This is a genomic window from Thioclava sp. IC9, assembly GCF_002213225.1.
Classification (GTDB): Bacteria; Pseudomonadota; Alphaproteobacteria; order Rhodobacterales; family Rhodobacteraceae; genus Thioclava; species Thioclava nitratireducens.
In genome coordinates, this window is record NZ_NBNX01000001.1 from 1,214,626 (window position 1) to 1,228,766 (window position 14,141).

A 14,141-nucleotide genomic window follows, 5' to 3' on the forward strand; every position below is an offset into this window, starting at 1 on the left:
GGGGCCAACTCCGGCGTGACTCAAATCAATGCGCGACGGCACTCCTTCTGGCAGGCTCCCTACAAAGAAAGGGAGCCAAACCAATGTATTCCAACATTCTCGTGCCCGTCGCCTTCGACGAAGATCATAACCCCGACGCCGCGCTCAATGTCGCGCGAGCGCTGGCTGGCGACGGGGCGCGCGTCACCCTGCTGCACGTGATGGAAGACGTCCCCGCCTATGCGATCAATTACATGCCGGAGGGCTATGCCGAGGAACTGCGCAAGACGCTGGAACGCGACCTCGCCACGCGCGCAGCGGAGTTCGACAATGGTGACTGGGCGATCGTCGAGGGCCAGCCTGGCCATGAAATCCTGAGCTACGCCGAGCATATCGGGGCGGATTGCATCGTGATCGCGTCGCACCGTCCGGGCTTTGGCGACTACCTGATCGGCTCGACCGCCTCGCGCGTCGTGCGCCATGCAAAATGCGCGGTTATGGTCATGCGCTGACGCTCACTCGGCAGGCAGCCGCGCCTCGATCATGCCGACGAACCAGCTTGCGCCAGCCGGAAGGATCGCGTCGTTGAAGTCGTATTCCGCGTGATGAAGGGGCGCGCTGGGGCCGTTGCCGATGAAGCCGTAGGCCCCGGGGCGCACCTCGAGCATATAGGCGAAATCCTCCGCCCCCATCATCGGATCGACATTGCGGTCGCAGGCGCCTGCCACGGCCTCGGCCACCTGTGCTGCGACCTCGGCCGCCGCCGGGTCGTTGCGCGTGACCGGATAGCCGCGCCGGTAGTCGACCTCTGCCGTCGCCTCATGGGTCGCAGCCACTCCCTGCGCGATCTCGCGCAGGCGACGCTCGGCCAGATCGCGGGTCTCGGCGCTCATCGTGCGCACCGTCCCGCCGAGGCTCACCGAATTGCCGATCACGTTGAGCGCCTTCGAGTCGGTCTCCAGCGTAGTGACCGAGAGTACGATCTCCTCCAGCGGATCGGTCGCGCGCGACACGATGCTTTGCAACGCAAGGATCAGATGCGCGGAGATCGGCACCGGATCGATCACCTCCTGCGGTTTCGCCGCATGGCCGCCCTTGCCGGTCACCACGATGTCGAAGAAATCCGCCGCCGCCATCATCGCGTCAGGCCGGATGCCGAAACTGCCGGGTTCCATCCCCGGCATGTTGTGCAGCGCGTAGACCTCCTCGATGCCGAAGCGCTCCATCAGGCCGTCCTCGATCATCGCCTTGGCCCCGGCCCCGCCCTCCTCGGCGGGCTGGAAGATCACCACCGCACGCCCCGCGAAATTTCGTGTCTCGCAGAGGTATTTCGCCGCAGCGAGCAGGGTCGACGTGTGCCCGTCATGGCCGCAGGCATGCATCTTGCCTTCGACCTCTGAGGCATGCTCGGCCCCGGTCTTCTCGTGGATCGGCAGCGCATCCATATCGGCGCGCAGCCCAACGCAGCGCAGCCCGCCCTGGCGCGCGCCCTGCCCTTCGATCACGCCGACGACGCCAGAGCGCCCAATCCCCTCGACCACCTCATCGCAGCCACATTCCCGCAGTAGGTCGGCCACGCGGCCCGATGTTCGCGGCAGATCGTAAAGCAGTTCGGGATTACGGTGAAAATCGTGCCGCCATGCGGTGGCTTCCGCGTGCATCTCGGCAAAACGGTTCTTGATCGGCATGCTCGCTCCTTGGTTGGCGCTACCCTGCCTCGCGGCGCGCACGGGTGCAAGCCGCGCTCAGCGGAAGGCCATCGGCAAGGAGAAGCTGTAGCTCGGTTTGCCCAAGCCTTGCGGCGCTGCGGGGAAGCGGCCCGCGCGCCGCACCGCCTCGAGCGCCGCCCGGTCGAGCGTCGCATTGCCCGAGCTTTGCGCAACCGAGGCGCCGATGAGCCGCCCGTCGCGCGCTATATTCAACGCCACGATAACGCGGCCTGCACCTGCCCCGCTGGGCGTTTGCTTGGCACGCTCGATCCGGGCGCGAATGTCTCCGCCCCACGATCCCATCAGCGAGCGGATCTGCCCAGCCGACAGCGTCGCCGCGGGGGCCGTGCGGCGGTCGCCTGCGGCCCCTCTGTCGCCCTGCCCCTTCGCCTGCTGCTTGGGCTTTGCCGGGGCGGGTTGCGAGGCCTGTTGCTTCGCGGGCGCTTTCGGCTGCGCTGGCTTCGGCGCAGGCGGCGTCGGTTTAGCCTTCGGTCGCGGAGTGTCTAGCGGCGCGGGATCGGCCTGTTCGGGCAACGCCGCATCGGGCGCAGGCGGCGCGGTCATCGTAGGCGCGGCGACTTGTGGGGCGAGTTCGATTGGCTCGTTCGGAGCCTTCGACGCATTGGGCGCAGTCGGAGCCTCAGGCTGCGTCGCCGCGACCTCCGTTTCGACCTCTGGCGGGCGCTCCCACTCCTCCACGCGCGCGGCCATGGACGGGGAAGACGGCGCGAGCGAGACGAGCGCGTCGCCCCCGTCGCCCGCCGATTGCGCCCCGCCCGCAGGCGCAGGCTCCCAGACCAACAGCACGCCCGCATGGACCGCGAGCGCCGCGCCGAGCGCACCTGCAAAGGCGAGCCTCCGCGCGGTCATTTGCCCCGCACCACGAGTTTGAGATCGGTGAAGCCAAGCTCCGCCAGCTGTGGCATCAGCCGCGCCAGCGCGTCGCCGGGAAGCTGCCCGTCCGCACGCAGGGTCAGACCGTCGGCGCAGGCGCCGCACTCCGCTCGCGCGTTCTGCGCTGCCGCCCCCAGCGCGGCCAGCGCCGCATCGCCCCGCGCCTCTCCATAGGCGATCTCGCCTTCGGAGTTCGCAAACAGGACCAGCGCGCCGGGATTGGTCTTTCCCTCACCCGCAGCCTCGGGCGGGGTCACTTCGAAGGGCGTCGGCTGCGCCAGCGTCGCCGCCAGCAGAAAGAAGATCAGCAGCAGGAAGACCACGTTGATCATCGGCAAAAGCGGCTCGGGCAGACTGCGCCGGGGCGGATCGGTGAAGAGCCTCATGGCACCAGCACCAGATTGCCGAGCCCCGCGCCGCGCAACGCCTCGATCACCTGCGTCAGCGCGCTCAGATCGCCTTCTTTCGGACGCAGCACGACCGGATCGGAGGGCTGATCCATCAGCGGCTGCAGCGCGCCTGCCAGATCGGAGAGCGCGACCCTCTGCCCGTTCAGACTGACCGTGCCGCCTTCGCCCACATCCACCAGGCGCGGCGGCCCGGACCACTCAGCGCCCGCCGTTCCGCCGCCCAAGGTCAGGTCCAATGTGCGCTCCACCCCGAAACGCGAGGCGAGCATGAAGAACACCAGAAGCAGAAAGACCACGTCGATCATCGGCGTCAGGGCCGGGCGACGGCGCGGGCGCGGCTGACCGAAAGCGAACATCGCGCGCCTCACTCGGCGGCGGCGCGTGGCCGCTCGGAGAGCGTGGCGGGCGCGCGGGCGAAAATGCGGGTCGCGGCGTCCTCCATGTCGTGGCGCAGGCGGTCCACCACGGCGTCGAAGCCCGACAGAGCGATCTGCGCCGGGATCGCCACAGCCATGCCCGCCGCCGTCGTCAGAAGCGCCTCCCAGATGCCCCCCGCCAGCGTCGCCGGATCGGCCTGGACCCCCGCCTCCTGCAGCGCGCGGAAAGCCGCGATCATGCCCGCGACCGTGCCCAGAAGCCCCAGAAGCGGGCCGATCACCACGGCCAGTTCCAGTGCCCGAAGCCCCGAGCGCGCCCGTGCCAGCAGATCGCGCGCGACGCGGCCCGTCTCGGCCTCGGCCCCGGCCCGATCGAGCTGCGGATCGCGCAGGCTCGCCATCGCCGCTCGGACCAGCTGCGCGCGCAACGATCGCCGCCCGGCCACAGCCGCCTGGGCCCCGTCGGGATCGCCTGCCGCCCAGGCCGCGATCGCCGCCTGGCTATGCGCCCCGCCCGACCACGCACCCGCGGCCAGCAAATCCCAGATTTTCCAGATAATCACCGCGAGCGAGATCACGGACAGAGCCGCAATCGCCCACATCGCCGGACCTCCCAGCACGAGCGCATCGAACATGCGCCCCGGAAGCCCTCCGGAAATCTGAGCGGTGCCGTCCATCGCGCCCTCCAATTCGCGCCCGCGGGCGCGGTGAGGTGGTGCCGGCGGAGGGACTCGAACCCCCGACCCCCTGATTACAAATCAGACGCTCTACCAACTGAGCTACGCCGGCGTGACCGGCCCGCAATAGCGCGGCTGAGAAATTCGTGCAAGACGCCGCTCAGCGGGAACGCGCAAGATCTGCGCGCGCCGCATCCGCGCGGGCGAGGATCGCGACGGCGACAAGGCCCACCGCGCAGACCAGAAGCGCGGCGGGGGAGGCATCGCCCAGATTCTCGAGGCTCGCCTTTTCCTGCGTGCGCGTGGCCAGCGTCTCGAAGTTGAACGGGCGCAGCAGCAGCGTCGCGGGCAGCTCCTTCACGCAATCCACGAAGACCAGAAGCAGCGCCGAGCCGACCGACCCGCGCATCAGGGGCAGGTAGAGGCTACGCAGAACGCCCCCTGGCGTGCGCCCCAGAGACCGCGCGGCCATCGGCAACGATGGCGGCACGCGCCCGAAGGCGGCGTCGCTCGCGCCTTGGGCGATGGCGAAGAATCGCACGACATAGGCGAGGATGATCGCGAAGGCCGAGCCCGTCAGCAGCAAGCCCGGATCATAGCCGGTCAGCGCCAGTACGGTGTCGGCCAGGGCATGATCGAGACCGGCGAGCGGGATCAGGATGCCGACCGCCAGCACAGCCCCCGGCGCGGCATAGCCGAGTGTCGTCAGCGGCAGCACGGCACGCGGCAGGCGCTGCCCCGAGAGGCGCACCCCATAGACCATGAACAGCGCGAGCGTCACAGTGATCGCAGCGGCCGCGCCCCCGGTCAGGATCGTGTGCCATAGCGCGAGCCCGAGCCCCCGGCCGAACCACGCCTCGGGATTGGCGAGCGCATGCCCGCCCATCACTGCGACCGGCAGCACGAAGCCCAAAGCCACCGGGAGCACGCAGGCTAGCGTCGCCACCCAGCCAGCCGCACCCTTCAGGCGCTGCGCCTGAACCGGACGGGCCTGACGCGCGCTTTGGTAATACTGGACACGACGGCGCGAGAGTTTCTCGACCATAAGGAGCGCGAGCACGATCCCGAGGATCACCAGCGCGAGCTGCGCCGCCCCGCCTGCATTGCCGCCCGAAAGCCATGTCGAGAAGATGCCCGTGGTCAGGGTCTGCATGCCGAAATGATCCACGACGCCGAAATCCGCCACCGTCTCCATCATGGCGATCGCGGCCCCTGCGGCGATGGCTGGACGGGCGAGCGGCAGGCCTACGCGCCAGACCAGCCCCCACGGCCCGGTGCCGAGCGCGCGGGCGACCTCGTAGCTGGCGCCGGATTGCTCGCGCAGGGCCGCACGGGTGATCAAATAGATATAGGGGTACAGCGCGGCAGACAGCACGACGACCGCCGCCTCGCGCGAGCGGATTTCGGGAAACCAGTAATCGCGCGCCGAGGCCCAGCCGAAAGCGCCGCGCATGGCGGTTTGCACCGGGCCGGAATAGTCGAGGAAATCGGTGAGGGCGTAGGCTCCGACATAGGCCGGGATCGCGAGCGGCAGCAGGAGCAACCATTGCAATATGCGATGCCCCGGAAAGCGATACATCACCACGAGCCACGCGGCCCCCGCCCCGATGGCGGATGCCAGAAGCCCCACGCCGCCCGTCAGCACTGCCGTGTTGATCAGGTAGCGCGGCAGCACGGTCGCGATCAGATGCGGCCAGATATTGTCGCGCGGATCGAGCGCCATCCATCCAACGGCCAGGATCGGCGCAAGCACCAGCACCGCGATCACTACGGCCCCGAGCGACCACAGCCCACCAGCCGGACGCAAGCGCCCGCGCGATGCAGAGATGGGGCGGGCCGGGAGGGATGGGGCGGATTTTGGCACGGGCTTTCCCGATCAGTTTTGTCGGAATTGTCCCGACCTCCTACCCCGAAACGGGTTTGCCTGTCCAGAACGGAGCGGCTAGAGTGAGCGCCAACAATAAGGGCTTGACCCGGCAGACGATATTGAGGCGCGCAGAATGAAAGTCGTTTTCCATCTCGGAGCGCATTCGACCGATGAAGATCGTATCGTTGGCGCGCTTTCGAGCAATGATCGGCTTCTCGAATCTCATCGCATCGCCGTGCCCGCGCCCCGCAGCTACCGAATGGTTCTGCGCGATGCGCTGGTCTCTTTGAAAGGCGGACCGGCCCCGCAGGAAGTGCAGGACGCGATCATCGAAGCGAGCACCGACGCGCCGGTCCTCGACCGGCTGGTGTTCAGCCACGCATTCTTCCTCTGCATCCCCGAGCGGGTGATCACCAAGCGCGGGTTCTACGCGATGGCGCCGAGCAAGCTCGCGCCGCTGGCGAACCTGTTTCCCGACGCGGAGACCGAGTTCCACCTCGCGCTGATCAACCCCGCGAGCCTGATCCCGCAACTGGTCGCGCGGCTACCCAAGCGCAACTACGAGCAGATCATGGAAGGCCACGACCCGCGCGAGCTGCGCTGGGAGCCGCTCATCCGACAGATGGTGGAGGCCGCGGGCGGCCGGCGCTTCGTGATCTGGTGCAACGAGGACCTGCCGCTGATCTGGCCCGAGGTGCTGCGCTCTGTCGGCGGGCTGCCGGAGGATCAGGCGCTCAAGGGCGACATGATGGTCCTGCGCCAGATCATGCCCGAAGAGGGGATCGAACGGTTGCGGAGCTATTTCGACGCGAACCCGCCGAAATCGGTGCTGCATCGGCGCAAGATCGTGGCGGCGTTTCTCGACAAATACGCCAAGCCCGAAGCGCTCGAGATCGAGGCACCGCTGCCGGGCTGGACCGATGAACTGGTCGAGGAAATCACCGCGCAATACGACGCCGACGTCGCCGCGATCGCGCGGATGCCCGGTGTGGAATTCATCGCGCCCTGAGCACAGGGCGGGTCGCGCCGGACCATCGCCCGGCGCGCGGTGGCGCTCAGCCCATCCCCAGCGCCGACTTTATGTATACCTTACCATTGCTCATTGTCATTTTTATCATTTATTCCTCGCGACTTACAAGACATAATCTACCGAATTTGTTCATGTTCACGCCCGTTTGTTCACGCTGCCAAGAGTAGCGCATCTAGTAGCAGAGAACTCCAAACAAAACCGAGAAACGCGCTGCGCTATGTGGAGAGCTTCGCGCGTTTCTCGGTTGCTCCCTTCTGCTCATAAGCATTTAGAAACAGAGTTTTTGAACAGAGACCAAGCAAATCGAAGACGCATTAGCGAACTAAATACTGCTAACATTCCCTATGTTCGCAGGGGAGGCTCTCGATCGGATCGGGAAACTCTATGATGTTGAACGGCAGATTGCCGGTCAGTCGCCCGAGCTTCGACAAGCCGCGCGACAACAGCATTCCAGACCCAAGGTCGACGCCTTCAGGGCGTGGGCCGAGGCCCAGCTCACGCGCCTTCCCGGCAAGGGTGATCTCGCCAAAGCGTTCCGCTATGGGCTCTCCCGCTGGTCGTCCTTCGAACTCTATCTCGAAGACGGAAGGATCGGCATCGACAACAATCCCGCCGAGCGCGCCATGCGCCCGATTGGCATCGGAAAGAAGAACTGGCTGTTTGCCGGGTCAGACAGCGGCGGCGAGACCCTGGCGCGGGCTATGACACTGATCGAGACGGCAAAGATGAACGGACTTGATCCACAGTCTTGGCTGACCGACGTGCTCGACCGCATCCATGATCACAAGATCAACCGGCTCGACGAATTGTTGCCGTGGAACTGGACCCCGTAGGTTCAAGCCGCGGTATCAACCGGGCGGTTACACTTGGCGGAGATACGCAGACGTTGCTGTTGTAGCAATTCACCGAACTCGTCCACGAGGGGCGCTGGGCGCGCCTGCCGGGCCTCGAGCCGCTGTCCCGGCGCCGTGCCGCGGATGTCGGCCTCGACCTTGTAGAATTCGGCGATGCGGCGCAGCCCCTCGGCGGCGATCTCGGAGCCGTCGCGGTCGAAGACCTCCTTCAGCTTACGCCGCGCGTGGGCCCAGCAATGCGCCACGCGGACCGGGTCGCGACGCTTGCGGGTGGGACGCGTCAAACGGTTGTAACCCTGGTAGCCATCGAGTTGCAGGATGCCGTCGAAGCCGCGCAAAATCTTCTCCGCGTTCTCCCCGGCGCGGTCGGGCCGCCATGCGCATCAGCGTGCAAAGCCGCGTTGCCAACTCGCCCTTTTCACCCGAGATGTCGCGACAGAACCCTTGTGTTTGCAGCCGGGGCGTGGGCCTCCGATGCATGCGCCCGCACAGCGATCATGCGCAGGATACGGTGCTGCGCGCGCGCGTCTGTGTCCTTCGCAAGCAGGTCATGCAATCCGACATGTGCACCGGCATCAATAACGCGGTCTATGCCGCAATCATGATAGAAACGGTTCAGCGTCGCGACCGTATTCCCGTCTAAAGAGCGCATGAGCATCAGGGCATGACTCTGAACTGCATTTCCATCCGCCATCGGGCGCCAGCGTTGTGCAGTTCCCGCGAACTTTCGCCCCGCTATCGTGATGTTGAATCGTCCGTCACAAAAGGCCCCCGGCACGGCCCCATATCTCGCGCTTATGCCTGCATCAGAAAGAGCCTCGCAAATCGGCGAGGTTAGTTGCCTATAGGCATCCTCAAGCCCGAAAGCTGCGCCCGGAGGCGCGCGGAACAACAGCGACAAGTTCACAATATCAGGGCCCTGCGGCACCAGATCGCCGCCTGTGGCGCGCAGATGAACCGGCCAGCCTGCGTCATTGGCGCGTGAACATGCGCGCTTGAACCCGGGTTGTCGGCTGAGGCTTGCGGGCGCAACCAGCGCGCGCTCGCAAGACCAAAGCAGGGCAGCGGCACCGCAACGCCCGGCCGCAATGTCGCCCAAGCGTGCGGCCTCCCAGTCCAGTGCGTCGGCAAGCGCCAGTTCTCGCACCGGACTGTCCGGCGCTGTCATGGTCACGCGATCGTCCCGATCACGTCCCCCTTGCGCACGATGTCGTTGGCCTGTTTCGTGATCGTCAGAACGCCATCGGCGGGCGCGGTCACTTCAAACTGCGATTTCTCGACCATGATTTCAGCGATCAACGCCCCCTTTCGCACGGTCGCTCCGTCGCTTGCCAGCCAGTTGGTAATAACGGCTTCCATACCGTCGTCCTGCCACAAATCCTGCGGCACCTTCACCTCGGTCGCCATGCGCCCACTCCTAAATTTGATTGTCCCGAATTACATTTTGCGGTATGCGGCGATGATCTTGTCGGGATTGGGCAGACAGAGTTGCTCCATATGTCTGGCATAAGGGATCGGCACGTCCGGATAGGTGACGCGTGCCGGAGACGCCTTGAGCTTTGAGATGTCATGCTCGGTCACGGTGGCTATGATCTCGCCCGAGACGCCATAGCTGTGATAATCCTCGTCGACCACGATCAGACGCCCGGTTTTGGCGACCGAATTGATCACCGTCTCACGATCAAGCGGAACCAGCGACACGAGATCAACCACCTCGGCGCTCACGCCCTCTTCGGCGAGCCTGTCGGCGGCCTTCAGCGCATTATGGACCCCCATTGCAAGGCCCACCAGCGTCACATCGCGGCCCTCGCGCACGACCTTCGCCTTGCCGATCTCGACGCTATAATCGCTTTCGGGCGTGTTGACGGTGGCGCCGGGTTCGGTGCTCAACCAGCCCATCCCCTGCAACCCCTTGTGAAACATATAGATCACAGGGTTGTCGTCGCGGACCGCAGCGGTCATCAGCCCCTTGGCGTCATAGGCATTCGAGGGCGAGACGACCTTCATGCCCGGCAGATGCGCGAAGGTGCCGTAAAGACATTGCGAATGCTGGCCCGCATCCGAATAACCGCCCCCCGTCGAAGTCATCAGCACCATTGGAACGGATGCGTTTCCGCCCGAGAAATAGGTGTTCTTGGCCATCTGATTGTAGATCGCGTCAAAGCAGACGCCGAAGAAATCGACGAACATCAGTTCGACGACAGGCCGCATCCCGTCCATCGCCGCGCCAACGGCGGCGCTGATAAAGCCGGTTTCGGAAATCGGGGTGTCGCGCACGCGCTCCTTGCCGAATTCCTCGAACAGGCCGCGGGTATTGCCGAAGATGCCGCCGAAGCCGCCGATATCCTCGCCCATCAAAAAGACAGTGGGGTCACGTTGCATCTCTTGCTGCATCGCCTCGGCCATCGCACGCGCTATGGTCAGACGGCGTTCGTTTGTTGGCTGGTCAAGCATGGGTCAAATCCTTTCATGCCACAGATTTGTGGAGGTCGGAAAATCAAACAAAAACGGCGGTCAACGCATCGGTTTCCGGCGCATATTCGCTGTCGCGGGCAAAAGAGATCGCTTCGGCCACGCGGGCCTCGGCGCGCTTTTCCAGCGTGTCCAGGCTCTCGGCAGCGTGGCCCTCGGCGATCAGGCGTTCGCGCATTTTGGGGATCGGATCCTTGGCAAACAGCGCTTCCTTCTCACCCTTCGGGCGATATTGCTCTGCATCGCCCATGAAATGCCCCGCCAACCGATAGGTTTCGATTTCGATCAGCGTTGGGCCCTCGCCATCGCGGGCGCGCGCGATGGCCTGCCCCGCGATGTCAAAGATCGCATAGGGATCGTTGCCGGGGATGTAATGACCGGGCATACCGTAGCCCGCCGCGCGCACATCATTGCGCGCCACGGCTGTCGCCTCGGATTTGGGAACCGAAATGCCCCAGGAATTATCCTCAATCACGAAAACAACCGGAAGTTTCCAGACGCCCGCGAGATTGAGAGCCTCGTGAAACGCGCCTTGGTTGGCCGCACCCTCGCCCAGAAAGGCGACCGCAATCCCCGGCTTTTTCTGCAGCTTGCGTGACAGCGCGGCACCACACGCCGGACCACAGCTTTCGGCGATAATGCCCGAACAGGCGAAATTCACCGCCGGATCGAACAGGTGCATGTGGCCACCCCGGCCACCCGACAATCCGGTCGCTTTGCCAAATATCTCGGCGGCCATCCTGTTTAGATCCACCCCTTTGGCAATCGCCTGATGATGCGGACGGTGGGTTGCTGTCACGGTGTCCCTAGCGTCCAGATGTGCACAAACGCCGACTGCGACCGGTTCTTGGCCGTTCGACAGGTGCATCTCGCCCGGTATCGGGCCGCTGGCCATGTTGAACGCCGGGGTCTTGCCTTCAAGATAAACCTTCTCGATCGCTTCTTCGAAGCGGCGGCTGACCACCATGGTTTCATACATCCATAGTAATTGCTCTTTCGTCGGTTTCATGTGAGTCCTCCGATCGGTAACTTTCGTGCGAGCGCGCGAACCCGTTAACGCTAACCGGGATCCGGCAGCCTGCTTTGATATAGGTCATTGCAGACTGCCGCCGTGTCATCTCTTTCGAGCTACAACGCGTATTGCTCGCGCGCGAATTTTCCGATGCCGGCTGCGTCCAATGCAGACAGCGGCGCAAGGAATGTCACCTGAATGACGCCCGGCGCACGACCGATTTCGATAGCCCCGTTGATGGTGGCGCGGTTTCGCACTTCGGGGACCGTCATGCCAAGCAGGTCGGCGGCGCGACCCAGCCCGTTTTCGATCGCCTGATTGAGTGTCGGGCCAGTGCCGATAACCGAAATCGGAGCCGTTTCCTCCAACTGGTCGATATCCCATTCCCGCGCCAGTGCGATGGCTTTCGCCTTTTCATCGGCGCTGAAGGGTCGCGCCATGGGGGGCAGATCGTCAAGCCGGGGAAACAGCACCGGACCGGCAAGGGTGCGCCCCTTGATCACCTCGACCTGCAATGTGACGCTGCCAGCCACATCCATCGTGTGCCCCGCGATCTCACCATCGCCCTGCCCCGCATGCATGTCGCCGATATAAACGCCCGCCCCCGGCACTTTGACCGGAGTCAGCAGGATCGCGCCGTCGCGCACCGCATCGATATCCATGTGTCCGTCTGTGCGATGCTCATCCAACTGCTCAGCCGTCACCGCGTATTGGTGCGGGGCGCCAATCAAGGCCGAGCCGAAATCACCCGCATTATGCGAGTCTGGCAACGGCATCGACGGCGTCGTGCCCAGTTGCCCGAGAAACGGTCGCATCCGCACTATCACTGCGGGCATGTCAGAGGGCGCATAGACGAGGATGGGGTGCTGAACCGAATGATCGGGCAGCGCTGCGTAATGTTCGGCATTATGCGCAATCTTCTCGGCCGCCTTCTTGGGCATGGTCACCCCGACACTGCGGGTCTCGTCGAACACGACGGTATATCCGTGAACCACCTCGAACGGCTTGACGGGATTGCCGCAATTGTCGCAGCGCACCGCGTCCGGTCCGATCCCTTCGACATGGGTTTCAGGCCAGAGCGTGTCGCAATGCGGGCAGCGGGCCGCCACATAGGGATCGCCAAGACAGAACCCTTCGGGTGAGGAATCGTGACCCGAAGCCGTGGCGATGGCGGTTACGGTGATGTCGCGGATCCGGATCGCCAGCGCATCGCCGGGCTCTGCACCGTTCACGTAAACGGGCTTCGTCACCTCGTGTCCGCCGCGCAGACGCGGAGTAATCATCGGCCCCCAGCATCCCGGTGCGGTATTGGCGATGATCGTGCCGTCATCTTCAACCGGGCCAAGCATTGGCTGGGATGGGTCCAAAATGCCGTTGGTAAACTCCTGCACGACAAGACTGCGCTGCGCTGTGCGGGGGCCGTCTTCGGTTTGATCTTTTGCCACGGGTGTCTCCTATCTCGGATAGGTGCCGGTCAGGTCGCGACCAGCACCTGGTTGAACGGAATCTGTGACAGCGGCGTTCGCAGCAAGCATGAGTGTCCAAAGACTGCGACCACGAAAAGCGACTCGTGACCTAGAACGGCGCTACCAGTCAGCTTCATCCTCGGACTGAAATAACGGCGAGTCAATTGGTTTGACCGGCTGCGCATGTTAACAAGGCTAGAGACATCGCGCCGCCGTGGTGATCCAACGGACACCATCCCCCATCGGTCGGCCCTGCTACCCTCAGGCCCCCTGTCAGCAGGCCCTCTCACACCAGGGAAAGCTCTTGCCGCCGCGACAGCCGGTTTATTTAGCAAGCATTGGAAAGCGATCGGTTGCATAGCGTGTGTGGCAGGCGGTGCAGGCCCCGATCATTTGGCTGAATGTCGCATTTTGCGCCTCCCGGTCGCCATCGCGGCCCACTTGAGCAAGATCGGTCGAAAGTTGGTGAAAGGCTTGGTCCCGGGTAACGAATTCCTTGGGAACGGCAGCCTTCAGATCCTGCTTGTCTTGCGGCGTCATGGATTGCTGCAGGATGAAACTGTCATGGATCTGTTGTGCCAGACTCGCGACGCGGGCGTCGTCTCCAGCGATCAGGGCCGAAATAATATCCTTGCTGGCCTGCTCGATCGACGTAAGCGGTGTCTGAGCGGCACGTTGTCTGCGCCGGCGCGGACTGCGAGGTGATACCCATCTCAAGATGGGAGTGCGTTTCGCAATGGATGCTCAGACTGCGTTTCTCAGTTCGCTGGGAGTTGAGATCTTCGAGAGCGGGCACCGCCGGTGGCCGGAGAAGGTGAAGGCACAGGCTGTCGCGGAGACACTTGAGCCGGGCGCGACGGTCAACGCCGTGGCGGCGCGTTACGGGATGAAGCCGAACCAGTTGTCGGCGTGGCGATGCCTGGCCAAACAGGGCAAGCTGGTCCTGCCGGCCGCCGAGATGTCGGATGAGCCGACGGCCTTCGCGCCGGTTGTCCTGTGCGAGCCGAAGCCCCCGCAGGCGCCGCAGCCCTCGAGGCAGTCGGACGACAGCCTGCGCCTCGTCTTCGGTGACGTGACGATCGCGCTTGCCGCCGACACCCCGGCGGTGCGGATTGCCGAGATCGTCCATGCGCTCGGGGCGTCCTCGTGATGATGCCGTCCCACACCGTCCGTATCCTCGTGGCGACCCAGCCGGTCGACTTCAGGAAGGGCCACGACGGGCTCGCCGCGCTGGTCGCATCGGTCCTGAAGGAGGACCCGTTCACCGGCACCGTGTTTTTGTTCCGGGCGAAGCGTGCTGACAGGCTCAAGATCCTGTTCTGGGACGGCACCGGGCTGGTGATGGCCTACAAGCGGCTTGAGGAGAGTTCCTTCATCTGGCCGGCGGTTCGGGA

The 14,141-nt window shown here is 64.6% G+C and carries 15 protein-coding genes, 1 tRNA gene and 3 pseudogenes; 5 read left to right on the plus strand and 14 right to left on the minus strand.

The genetic code is table 11. The features are described 5' to 3' along the window. The first annotated feature begins 83 nt into the window (after positions 1 to 83). A complete protein-coding gene (locus B6V76_RS05590; protein WP_075774398.1) occupies positions 84 to 491 on the plus strand; it encodes a universal stress protein in 408 nt (135 codons plus the stop codon). A 3-nt stretch (positions 492 to 494) separates the two neighbouring features. On the opposite strand, the gene B6V76_RS05595 is transcribed toward B6V76_RS05590, so the two are convergent. From B6V76_RS05595 to B6V76_RS05625, 7 genes are all read right to left on the minus strand, one after another. Continuing rightward, on the minus strand, positions 495 to 1,667 hold the full coding sequence (locus B6V76_RS05595; protein ID WP_088726867.1) for a M20 aminoacylase family protein: 1,173 nt from the start codon (positions 1,665 to 1,667) through the stop codon (positions 495 to 497). 57 nt (positions 1,668 to 1,724) lie between these two features. Beyond that, positions 1,725 to 2,558: an energy transducer TonB gene (locus tag B6V76_RS05600; protein WP_088726868.1), complete on the minus strand. Its 834-nt coding sequence runs from the start codon at positions 2,556 to 2,558 to the stop codon at positions 1,725 to 1,727. Further along, entirely contained in the window at positions 2,555 to 2,968 is a 414-nt protein-coding gene (locus tag B6V76_RS05605) for a biopolymer transporter ExbD (RefSeq protein ID WP_088726869.1), read from the minus strand. The genes B6V76_RS05600 and B6V76_RS05605 overlap by 4 nt, the downstream gene beginning before the upstream one ends. Beyond that, on the minus strand, positions 2,965 to 3,348 hold the full coding sequence (locus B6V76_RS05610; RefSeq protein ID WP_075774394.1) for a biopolymer transporter ExbD: 384 nt from the start codon (positions 3,346 to 3,348) through the stop codon (positions 2,965 to 2,967). Before B6V76_RS05610 ends, B6V76_RS05605 begins: the two co-directional genes overlap by 4 nt. 8 nt (positions 3,349 to 3,356) lie before the next feature. Continuing rightward, positions 3,357 to 4,046: a MotA/TolQ/ExbB proton channel family protein gene (locus tag B6V76_RS05615; protein WP_088718956.1), complete on the minus strand. Its 690-nt coding sequence runs from the start codon at positions 4,044 to 4,046 to the stop codon at positions 3,357 to 3,359. Positions 4,047 to 4,082: 36 nt separating this feature from the next. Then, a tRNA-Thr gene (locus B6V76_RS05620) sits at positions 4,083 to 4,158 on the minus strand. Between the two features lie 48 nt (positions 4,159 to 4,206). Continuing rightward, entirely contained in the window at positions 4,207 to 5,769 is a 1,563-nt protein-coding gene (locus tag B6V76_RS05625; protein WP_088726922.1) for an iron ABC transporter permease, read from the minus strand. Positions 5,770 to 6,046: 277 nt separating this feature from the next. Between B6V76_RS05625 and B6V76_RS05630 the strand changes: the two genes are divergently transcribed. Further along, positions 6,047 to 6,922: a hypothetical protein gene (locus B6V76_RS05630; RefSeq protein WP_075774392.1), complete on the plus strand. Its 876-nt coding sequence runs from the start codon at positions 6,047 to 6,049 to the stop codon at positions 6,920 to 6,922. A gap of 377 nt (positions 6,923 to 7,299) precedes the next feature. Continuing rightward, positions 7,300 to 7,776, plus strand: a pseudogene (locus B6V76_RS05635) (transposase); the annotation flags it as partial. A gap of 2 nt (positions 7,777 to 7,778) precedes the next feature. Here B6V76_RS05635 and B6V76_RS05640 read toward each other — a convergent pair. From B6V76_RS05640 to B6V76_RS05665, 7 genes and pseudogenes are all read right to left on the minus strand, one after another. Beyond that, a pseudogene (locus B6V76_RS05640) lies at positions 7,779 to 8,159 on the minus strand (transposase); the annotation flags it as partial. 56 nt (positions 8,160 to 8,215) lie between these two features. After that, positions 8,216 to 8,971, minus strand: a complete 756-nt coding sequence (locus tag B6V76_RS19635) for a lipoate--protein ligase family protein (RefSeq protein WP_141104880.1) — start codon at positions 8,969 to 8,971, stop codon at positions 8,216 to 8,218. After that, a complete protein-coding gene (locus tag B6V76_RS05645) occupies positions 8,968 to 9,204 on the minus strand; it encodes a lipoyl domain-containing protein (RefSeq protein WP_038148951.1) in 237 nt (78 codons plus the stop codon). Before B6V76_RS05645 ends, B6V76_RS19635 begins: the two co-directional genes overlap by 4 nt. Before the next feature lie 30 nt (positions 9,205 to 9,234). Further along, the gene (locus tag B6V76_RS05650) at positions 9,235 to 10,251 is read right to left on the minus strand and encodes an alpha-ketoacid dehydrogenase subunit beta (RefSeq protein WP_081875082.1); all 1,017 of its coding nucleotides are present in this window, start codon (positions 10,249 to 10,251) and stop codon (positions 9,235 to 9,237) included. A gap of 43 nt (positions 10,252 to 10,294) precedes the next feature. Further along, positions 10,295 to 11,278, minus strand: coding sequence for a thiamine pyrophosphate-dependent dehydrogenase E1 component subunit alpha (locus B6V76_RS05655; RefSeq protein WP_240497805.1), 984 nt, complete (start codon positions 11,276 to 11,278; stop codon positions 10,295 to 10,297). Between the two features lie 119 nt (positions 11,279 to 11,397). Next, entirely contained in the window at positions 11,398 to 12,726 is a 1,329-nt protein-coding gene (locus tag B6V76_RS05660) for an acetamidase/formamidase family protein (RefSeq protein ID WP_240497806.1), read from the minus strand. Between the two features lie 345 nt (positions 12,727 to 13,071). Further along, positions 13,072 to 13,464, minus strand: a complete 393-nt coding sequence (locus tag B6V76_RS05665; RefSeq protein WP_166504546.1) for a cytochrome c — start codon at positions 13,462 to 13,464, stop codon at positions 13,072 to 13,074. 19 nt (positions 13,465 to 13,483) lie between these two features. Between B6V76_RS05665 and B6V76_RS20250 the strand changes: the two are divergent. Then, positions 13,484 to 13,705, plus strand: a pseudogene (locus B6V76_RS20250) (transposase); the annotation flags it as partial. A gap of 191 nt (positions 13,706 to 13,896) precedes the next feature. Further along, on the plus strand, positions 13,897 to 14,141 hold a 245-nt coding region (gene tnpB / locus B6V76_RS05675), incomplete at its 3' end, for an IS66 family insertion sequence element accessory protein TnpB (protein ID WP_141104881.1).

Excerpts from the sequence above, each read along its gene's own strand:
- B6V76_RS05590 (WP_075774398.1), top strand. The coding sequence starts at position 84 with ATGTATTCCAACATTCTCGTGCCCGTCGCCTTCGACGAAGATCATAAC.
- B6V76_RS05595 (WP_088726867.1), bottom strand. The coding sequence starts at position 1,667 with ATGCCGATCAAGAACCGTTTTGCCGAGATGCACGCGGAAGCCACCGCA.
- B6V76_RS05600 (WP_088726868.1), bottom strand. The coding sequence starts at position 2,558 with ATGACCGCGCGGAGGCTCGCCTTTGCAGGTGCGCTCGGCGCGGCGCTC.
- B6V76_RS05605 (WP_088726869.1), bottom strand. The coding sequence starts at position 2,968 with ATGAGGCTCTTCACCGATCCGCCCCGGCGCAGTCTGCCCGAGCCGCTT.
- B6V76_RS05610 (WP_075774394.1), bottom strand. The coding sequence starts at position 3,348 with ATGTTCGCTTTCGGTCAGCCGCGCCCGCGCCGTCGCCCGGCCCTGACG.
- B6V76_RS05615 (WP_088718956.1), bottom strand. The coding sequence starts at position 4,046 with ATGGACGGCACCGCTCAGATTTCCGGAGGGCTTCCGGGGCGCATGTTC.
- B6V76_RS05625 (WP_088726922.1), bottom strand. The coding sequence starts at position 5,769 with ATGGCGCTCGATCCGCGCGACAATATCTGGCCGCATCTGATCGCGACC.
- B6V76_RS05630 (WP_075774392.1), top strand. The coding sequence starts at position 6,047 with ATGAAAGTCGTTTTCCATCTCGGAGCGCATTCGACCGATGAAGATCGT.
- B6V76_RS05645 (WP_038148951.1), bottom strand. The coding sequence starts at position 9,204 with ATGGCGACCGAGGTGAAGGTGCCGCAGGATTTGTGGCAGGACGACGGT.
- B6V76_RS05650 (WP_081875082.1), bottom strand. The coding sequence starts at position 10,251 with ATGCTTGACCAGCCAACAAACGAACGCCGTCTGACCATAGCGCGTGCG.
- B6V76_RS05655 (WP_240497805.1), bottom strand. The coding sequence starts at position 11,278 with ATGAAACCGACGAAAGAGCAATTACTATGGATGTATGAAACCATGGTG.